Source organism: Vibrio sp. 10N.247.311.47 (genome assembly GCF_041467535.1).
Taxonomy (GTDB): Bacteria; Pseudomonadota; Gammaproteobacteria; order Enterobacterales; family Vibrionaceae; genus Vibrio; species Vibrio crassostreae_C.
Map to the genome: position 1 here is coordinate 1 of NZ_JBFSUR010000067.1, position 8126 is coordinate 8126.

Below are 8126 nucleotides of genomic sequence, written 5' to 3' on the forward strand. Positions count from 1 at the left end.
CAAGTAGATATGACAAGCTAGAAAGGAATTATGCCAGCATGTTATCGCTGGCATTTATGTTAATGTGGTTACCGATGTATTGTTGAACACAAAACGTACAGAAAAGATCAACACGCCCTAGTTTCATCTAACAAATTCGCGTTCGTAAATATCAGAAATTTATCCAAATACAGCTCATGTAATGGTAACTATATTTATGTGGGGAACGTGAATTGTCACATTGGAATGTAAGTCGCTTCGGGACAATATTCATCCTGAACTCTGATACTTAAAAACGAAATGGGCTAACATGGTCTGATTGTTGATCGGAATATCTTTAAAAACACCCTGAGGTAACCATGGCGCAGCCCTTTAATGATTCTATAGTGCATTTAACTGAAAACCAGCTAAAAATATTGGATGACAGACTTGCTTCTATTGATACTGACATGGCGATATCTTTGTCTCTTGTTCGTCGAGCGCAAGGCTTGTCTTTTGACGATTTAGAGAGAAGAGTGAGTGGTATTAAAGGCTCGACACTCAAACGATATATGCAGCAAAGCTATACCTCGATTCGCCCTCTTCATATGGTGGCTGCGATGTCTTGGGTAATGATGGTTCCTATGACCAGCTTCTATCTTGCGTTAAAAGTGAAAGAAAATTACCGTGGTATGGATAGCCACACTGTAAACGCGTTGTTTTGTATTGGGCGTTTACCAACAAAACAGTTTGATCTTTATATTAATATGATCACAGAGCTTATGACTTTAGAGGGCCGAAATGATTTTCTAGAGTTTCGTGAGGAGTTACTTTCAACAACCTCATTACCTTCGTGTTATGAACAATTACTCCCGCCCGATGATTTAGACCTGAATGCCTTTGCTATTGATTACTATCGCTCATCGGCGATCACTGTAAAGCGTTTTCGACTAGAGCATAATATTCCTATCGATGTCATTTCTCGTGTTTTAGGGTTATCTGTATACCAATACAGAACTTTAGAAGATGTGAATAAAACACGAGACTTTTCCGTGTCTATTGGATTTAGAGTAAAGCTAGGCTTTCAGCTTAACTCCCATGTGAATTTTACAAGTGAAATGGTCCAATTCCCTCAGTTTCATCAATTACGCCAATTCCAGCATGTCAGAGATGCGTTAACTACCAAGGCTTTGAGTCTTGTGCCCTATGAAAATAAAAAACACGCCGTAGAGATACTGACAAGTCTATCAAAAATATACATTAATAATTAGACATAGCTACAGGGAGTGAAAATAATCAACCCAAAAAGCGCATTATCCTGGGTTGATTACACCTAATTAACAAGCAACAATATGAAGGTAGTTACTTATTTATGAGGTTAGCTACTTAGTTAATCGTTGCAAGTTGTTTGTGCAGAGTTAGTTGTGCTTCTACTTGGGCGAGCATCGCACGTGCCACAGTATCTGGATATTGTAAATGAACAAGGTGGTCAGCATTATTGATTACGACTAAATGACCGTTAGGAAGTTGTTGCGCAAACTTTGTAGCTGTTTCTTTAGTTACATAAGGATCATACTCACCAACACAAATGGTGCTGGGCGCTGTGATTTTGTCCACATTAGTTGGAGTGTGTACTAGAAGTCGAACGGAGTTCTCGAAAAACACGTCAATGCGCTCCTGAGGCATTGCTTTAATGCTTCGTACTGTCGCTCTTATAATCGCTTTATTTTTCGGTATGTTGTCATTGTTAACAGTGAGCGATTCAGTAAAAGAATTCGCGAAACAAGCTGGGCTACTCATGGCAGCTGCAATCATTTTCTTTGTCGCTAAACGACCAGAAGAGGGGATCCCTGGTACACCACCACAAATAGACATTGATCGAACATGTGGCCAGATATCGCAAAGCTCAACAGCAACAGCTGTCGCATAAGAAAAGCCGATGATATGAGCTGAACTCACTCCTAGATAACGAAGAAATTCTCGTAACATTGTAGCTTGGTCTCTAATGCTAATCGTCGATTCAAGGTTTTCTGTGTGTCCAGTGCCAGGTATTTCAATGGTGATACAGTTCATTTTATTAGCAAAGTGCGTGGAAAACGAATTTACACTTTCAATATCTTGCAATGCCCCGAGTAAAAACACTATGTACTGTTCAGAGTTATCACAGTGCTGAATTCGGTAGCGGTAATGATTGTTATTTAATACAGTTTTGATGATTTCCATTTGATTAATCCTCTTTGTTTATTGAGGCTTATAAATGATGGATAAAGAGTAAAATGGCTAGGGAAAATGAAAAACAAAATTTTAGAACAGCACTTAGCAGAGGCTGAGCAGCCAATGAAAAACTTTATGGCCGACTTACTAGAAATATTAGGGAGGAAGGCATGTAGTGCGCAAGAGCCTGAGTTAGTATTGCGTTACTTTGGTGCTGTATTGTCTATTCGATTGTTGTCATTTGAGGGTGATAAAACGAACTCAAATACGGAAGATTAAGCCTGCTTGTTGCTTAATCTATCGAAGGACTTGATGTTTAAACAAAAATTAAACCTCCCGGCTAGGCTCTGTTTAAGACGAATATTAAATGATTTATTACACCCCATTTTATTTGCTTTCTTCAGTGCAGGTTGATTTTCGTATAACGAGGATATATTTCCTTTTCCAAGCAGCCTACGATAATAATGCAAACCTGTTTACAGAACTCTGCTCTAATGGCGGTGGTCAAGATGACAATCAATACTCATAACTTTGTCGCAGATAAACTTGTCGACATTGTTGAAGACAAACATAAACGAATGCAGTTAATAGTGAATTCTTTCACTATTTTTGAGTTGTTCTTCCTTACCGCCCTGTTTTTAAACAGTATCCCTTCTACTGATGACCGACTACTCAGCACCATCTTAGGTTTATTTTCCTGCTCTACTGCGGTCAATATTTTTGTTATAAACAGAAATAAAGAAGCAGGTCGTGTAGGGTTAACCATCATTAATTACTCTTTAGCCCTGATGCTTTTGTATTCTGGTGGGTACGAATCTATGGGTTTCTTATGGAGCTATTTATTAGCCGCTGTCGGTATTTTTATTAACTCATTTCGAATAGGTCTAATATTAAATACCGCATTTCTGATTGTCACTTCCGCCATACTGCTGATAGGGTTTGAGTATGGATTTAGCAAGGTAGAGTACAGTGAAATACTTTCATTTAGAGTGCTCCTTACTCTGATCGCATTGAGTGGTATGTGCCATATTATTGTTTTCTTTCAAGGTCGATCTGATCATCAAATCCTGACCATGCATGAAAGTGACATCGCATCCTTAGCGTATTTAGATTCATTAACGATGCTTTCTAACCGTGTTACATTTCGTTCGGTTCTTCTTTATCATGCGACTCAGGAGGGGCAAGCAGAAAAAACAGCGCTCATCTATATTGATTTAGATAACTTTAAGTCCATCAACGATATCTACGGGCATGATGTTGGCGATGTAGTCTTAGCTGAATATGCGAAAACCCTTGGTCATATTGTAAGGCATGAATTAGGGGATAGCTCTGTTGAGGAGTATGACGTGGGGCGTTTAGGCGGAGATGAGTTCGCTATTTTTGTTAGGGATGCGTCTGATGAATCAAAGGTCCGCCGTCTTGCCGAACAGATTCTTGCGATTACTGGTCATAACACACTTCCAATTCTGCAAGATAGAAAACATGAGCTAGGTAGTAGTATTGGGATCGCTTATGTGGATACACAACATCAAGACTTGATCGGGTCATTGTCGATAGCAGACAAAGGCATGTATGAAGTGAAGAAGGCCGGGAAAAATAATATTCGCTATATAAACTTAAACCAACAAACGGGTTGAACAACTATTTATAGAGCTTGTGATTTAAACAGGCAGTCTAAACACCGAAAGTAGAGACACTCTGAGTGATAATATTTGACATTGTCTATTCAGTTTCGCTAACAGTTATGATTATCTCGTCCTAAAATACGTTGACTATTTTTAATAAGCCAGTAACGCAAGTTACTGTTTTTTTTTGAAAATAAGACGCGAACGCATCATTGAGTACTAAGGCTTAAATAATACGATGCGCATTCAAAATGTAACTGAAAAAATCGGACAATTCCAGACCTATTAAAATTCAATTGCCATCAACCCTCTGTGCCCCTTTTACGAATGCCTGATACTTTGACTTGAGAGCCTAGGATGGAGCAAATACGCTCAATTGAAAATCGGCTGATTTGACACCATGTAAGGAATTTTGTATCTATAATTGACTCATAATGACCAAAAATAAAGGCAGCTCCATTCCCAATAAAAGCAATCTCACCTCATTACAAGACTTAGCTCGTTGGAATCAAGATAAACGAATAGGACGACGTACAACACACAATAAAGAGAATGTTTTCAATCGACAGTACCACGTACCTCAAAGCCGTCTAGAGCAAGCTCTAGTGGATTACGCGTCTGGTCAGTTTCGATTTAAAAAAGAAGTCGCTAAAAAGTACAAAATGTCAGCACAAACCTTGGTTCGTCATGCCAATCTTCGGGGGATCAGTTTCATTAAAAAAGACGCCGAAGACTAAATTTAAGCCAAATAAGCCCTAGTAAATCTATTTTAATATCAATACGAAAGAGTGCTATGCCTTTCCCTAAAGATACAAACGAAACGTTTATTAAAAAAGCTATTAAACAATGGGGCAACCGTTACGACTACTCTCTTGTCCAGTATGTGAACAGTCGAACGCCTGTTATTATTCTTTGTAACAAGCATCAGCAAGCGTTTGAACAAACCCCTAAAGCCCATTTTGCGGCGAAACACCATTGCTGCCCACTGTGTTATCAAGAGGTGGTGGGAAGTTACCAAAATGAGTGGCGATTACAAAATAAGTCAACATCAATTGACCCCAATTTAGATAAGTTTACACCCATAATAGAAAGTGTCTTTCGTGATATTGAGTCATAAGCTAAGTGACACATAATATCTTGACAATACTGAAGTACTCCATAGATTGTTAATGTCCGGTTTTATGAAGCGAATTTTTGTTCCTAAACGTTTTAGTTTATAACTTTAAGTTGATGTGTAAACACAAGTCCAACTTACGTCTCCTTGGTGCAGACATAAGTTACGTTAATTCATTGTTATTTTTAACGTTTCATTCTGCTAATCGATTGAGTTTCAAGTACAATTGACTTCACCGATGATCTTACATCGGTTTTGATACTGACTTATATTCAAGGATTTATATATGAACAAAATGTTAATAGCAGCAGTTGCCTCTTCTGTATTTCTACTTGCTGGTTGTTCTTCGGGCCCAGATGAAGAAACCATGACCAAGATGAACGCTCTAAACGATCAAGTAAGCCAGCTAAACCAAGATGTACAAGCCCTGAAGGACGAGAAAGCAACACTAACCTCTGAAGCTCAGCGAGCTAAAAGCACCGCAGAAGTCGCTCAAGAAGAAGCGGCTCGCGCAAACGAGCGAATCGACAACATAGCACAGTCTTACACTAAATAATTCTGCCATTATACCTCCCGTGGGGAGGTATTTTCATCTACAGTTAAAATTCAAGTATATTTCCTTCTCTTCCAATAAGACGGATTCTAGTGCCCTTACAATTAAGAAAAAACACCATTAGCTTAGCAAACACAAAAGCCAAAAAGGTGCTCATAATGAACTCAAAAGGAGGGGTTGGAAAATCAACGGTTGTCATCGGCATAATCAGCCAGCTTTTAAATCAAGGTTATAAAGTCGCCCTTATCGATTTTGACAAACAAAAGTCGAGCCACGATTGGGCAATAAACATAATTCCAGGATTTGTAAGCGCATACACCCCCTCTTTTTATAGCTTGTCTGAACTCACTTTGAAAATCCGAGTACCGAAAGACACAGACTTTGTGATCGTTGATTCTCCGTCTAACTTCACACAAGGGGAAATGGCGAGGTATATTCATTTTATGGATGGTGTCATCATTCCAATGGCTCCCTCACCAATAGATCTTCATGCCAGTTTGCCATTTATAAAATCGTTACTTGACTCAAAGGTGTTAAGTAGGAAGAAGATCTCTTTATCTTTTATAATAAATCGATGCTACTCTCACGATGAAAGATTAAGAAAAGTTCACCACCTACTCAGTCACTTCAGACACTATCCGACAATTGGAGTGGTCACCGAAGATCGCTGTTATCAAGATGCTTTTTACAATAGAACTGTGCTTACGGGAACTCATGACAAAAATACGTGGGATAAGATAGTAAACTGGATACAACGCTTACCTGGCAAGTAATTGATTGCATGTTTGCCAGGCTGAACACCAACACTAAATGTAATTTTGTGTTCAGCTCTTAATGTACTTCACTCCTGATGGGTTACTCAATCAAGCGTGCGTCATAATTACAACGCTCAACAGTTACTCTATCTAACCGTCTAGGTTCAAGGAAATCAATTAATTCGTCATTTAGCTGGCAGATTCGGCACTGTTCACCACAGAATGCTTCCTGAGAAATAAAGTGTTCATTGACTAACTGTATCACTACCGCTTCAGCTAAATCATAAACCCTTGTATCTTGCTCTGAAGATACACCTAAAAGACTATTAAGAGTCTTAACAATATCAAGTTCTAGTGCATTCATAAAACGGTTATCCATTCCCACGTTATATTCCTACTTAGAAAAGTCGTGCAAGCCCTTACAATACCACCACCGCCCTCACCAAAACAAAGTGGTTGACACGCATCCTACCCTCTTTTAACCTAAATACTTCAAACGTTGAATACTGACGCACCAGTATTAAGCACACGGGTTTAACCGCCCTTAAATGGCTCTCTGAAACGTGTCGCGGCTTCTTTTTAAAGAAGTGAAAGCATACTGATAATCCATCAGCTACCCCTCACCACCCATAGGAAACCTTTCCTTTGGGCAAGTGTTTCCTTGTTTTACAACAGGAGAAACACATGGACTACACAACCCTACTCGATAACTTCGTTTTTTGGGGCATCTTTCTACTGGTCTTTTGGCTGGTTTGGAAAAGTCATGCACCCATGACGTTTTTTGCTGCGCATTGGACACTACTTCAACGCAACGCGGCGCCGATCCTTCGTATGAAGTTCGCACGCCAAAGACGTTAACACTCAAGCTATCTTGCCGAATCAACTCACCTTTTTAGGAGCTTTCTCCTAAAGGGGGCGCTCCTTTTTAATTAGGAGCGACTATGAGTCAAACTACCCCACCGCTATTTGGTCACTATGTACTTAATGACGCCCTCGATCCTTCAGGCTTTATTGATATCACATCCACGGCCAAGGACGCGGGCTTTTACTTCCCGTACACCGGCATCAGTCAACAAGCGTACTTTCAAGCGGTTGATGTGCCGGACGTTATCATTGAGTGCAGCAAAGAGAAGCTTACCCTTCAATTGCTGAAACTGGCGCGGCGAGCCGCCCGTAAAGTACCGGCTCAGTCGCAGGTGCCTTTTACGGTGTGCCAACCACCCAGTCTCGATAATATGTACGTCAACCGCTCACTCGACTTAATTGCGAGCATTGAGCGAGACCGACACGATCAACCTATGCTCATCATCACGACCAAAGAGGACGAGGTGCACGACGCATAATCACTGACCGTCAATAAGGTGGTGCTCTGCACCACCTTTACCCATGAGGGGGCTTCCCTTCATGGGTGCTCCTTTTTATTAGGAGTACCTGTATGCGATACCAATCCTCCTATGGCCAAGGCAAATTGCAAGAGCTGCAAGACGCCCCTGGCGAATACTACCAACTCACCGAGCCGGTGAGCCCCGATGAACTGCTGGATATGGCAAAAGCCATCGCCATCGACCGTTTATCACGCGGGGCAACCTTAACCACACCAGAGCAAACGAAACGCACCCTCAGTGGTTTACTGCAGGGGATGGACAGAGAAGTCTTTGGCGTGCTCTTTCTTAACACTCAACATCAGTTGATTGAGTTTGAGATCTTGTTTTATGGCACCGTCAACTCGGCCAGTGTCTACCCAAGAGAGGTCGTGAAACGCGCCCTACTCTGGAATGCCACCTCGGTCATTTTATGTCATAACCACCCTAGCCTATGCAGCGAGCCCAGTCAGGCGGACCGGCGCATCACGCGGCAATTGTCGGATGCTCTGGCACTGATTGACGTGCGCATCCTCGACCACTTTG

12 protein-coding genes and 1 pseudogene are annotated in these 8126 nt (G+C 40.9%); 11 read left to right on the plus strand and 2 right to left on the minus strand.

Annotation, left to right across the window (positions count from 1 at the left end; translation table 11 throughout):
* Positions 1-86: pseudogene (locus AB6E51_RS23710) on the plus strand (IS5/IS1182 family transposase); the annotation flags it as partial.
* Between the two features lie 252 nt (positions 87-338).
* Entirely contained in the window at positions 339-1229 is an 891-nt protein-coding gene (locus AB6E51_RS23715; RefSeq protein WP_154724005.1) for a hypothetical protein, read from the plus strand.
* Between the two features lie 115 nt (positions 1230-1344).
* On the opposite strand, the gene AB6E51_RS23720 is transcribed toward AB6E51_RS23715, so the two are convergent.
* Entirely contained in the window at positions 1345-2181 is an 837-nt protein-coding gene (locus AB6E51_RS23720; RefSeq protein ID WP_154724004.1) for an alpha/beta fold hydrolase, read from the minus strand.
* Positions 2182-2247: 66 nt separating this feature from the next.
* Between AB6E51_RS23720 and AB6E51_RS23725 the strand changes: the two genes are divergently transcribed.
* From AB6E51_RS23725 to AB6E51_RS23750, 6 genes are all read left to right on the plus strand, one after another.
* Positions 2248-2451 (plus strand): hypothetical protein, encoded by a 204-nt coding sequence (locus AB6E51_RS23725; RefSeq protein WP_154724003.1) that lies wholly within the window; start codon positions 2248-2250, stop codon positions 2449-2451.
* Between the two features lie 230 nt (positions 2452-2681).
* A complete protein-coding gene (locus AB6E51_RS23730; RefSeq protein WP_162299051.1) occupies positions 2682-3809 on the plus strand; it encodes a GGDEF domain-containing protein in 1128 nt (375 codons plus the stop codon).
* A 422-nt stretch (positions 3810-4231) separates the two neighbouring features.
* Positions 4232-4534, plus strand: a complete 303-nt coding sequence (locus AB6E51_RS23735; protein WP_154724001.1) for a hypothetical protein — start codon at positions 4232-4234, stop codon at positions 4532-4534.
* A gap of 56 nt (positions 4535-4590) precedes the next feature.
* Entirely contained in the window at positions 4591-4914 is a 324-nt protein-coding gene (locus AB6E51_RS23740) for a hypothetical protein (protein ID WP_201261236.1), read from the plus strand.
* Between the two features lie 283 nt (positions 4915-5197).
* The gene (locus AB6E51_RS23745) at positions 5198-5467 is read left to right on the plus strand and encodes an Lpp/OprI family alanine-zipper lipoprotein (RefSeq protein ID WP_102300497.1); all 270 of its coding nucleotides are present in this window, start codon (positions 5198-5200) and stop codon (positions 5465-5467) included.
* 146 nt (positions 5468-5613) lie between these two features.
* Positions 5614-6237 carry a ParA family protein gene (locus AB6E51_RS23750; protein ID WP_268811480.1) on the plus strand — a complete coding sequence of 208 codons (624 nt, stop codon included), beginning with the start codon at positions 5614-5616 and terminating at the stop codon, positions 6235-6237.
* Positions 6238-6319: 82 nt separating this feature from the next.
* Here AB6E51_RS23750 and AB6E51_RS23755 read toward each other — a convergent pair whose 3' ends face one another.
* Positions 6320-6604, minus strand: a complete 285-nt coding sequence (locus AB6E51_RS23755) for a hypothetical protein (protein WP_019820924.1) — start codon at positions 6602-6604, stop codon at positions 6320-6322.
* Between the two features lie 299 nt (positions 6605-6903).
* Between AB6E51_RS23755 and AB6E51_RS23760 the strand changes: the two genes are divergently transcribed.
* From AB6E51_RS23760 to AB6E51_RS23770, 3 genes are all read left to right on the plus strand, one after another.
* Positions 6904-7077, plus strand: coding sequence for a hypothetical protein (locus AB6E51_RS23760; protein WP_019820925.1), 174 nt, complete (start codon positions 6904-6906; stop codon positions 7075-7077).
* Between the two features lie 83 nt (positions 7078-7160).
* Positions 7161-7562: a hypothetical protein gene (locus AB6E51_RS23765; RefSeq protein ID WP_102479549.1), complete on the plus strand. Its 402-nt coding sequence runs from the start codon at positions 7161-7163 to the stop codon at positions 7560-7562.
* Between the two features lie 92 nt (positions 7563-7654).
* Positions 7655-8126: JAB domain-containing protein (locus AB6E51_RS23770; RefSeq protein WP_372140251.1), on the plus strand; the 472-nt coding region annotated here is incomplete at its 3' end.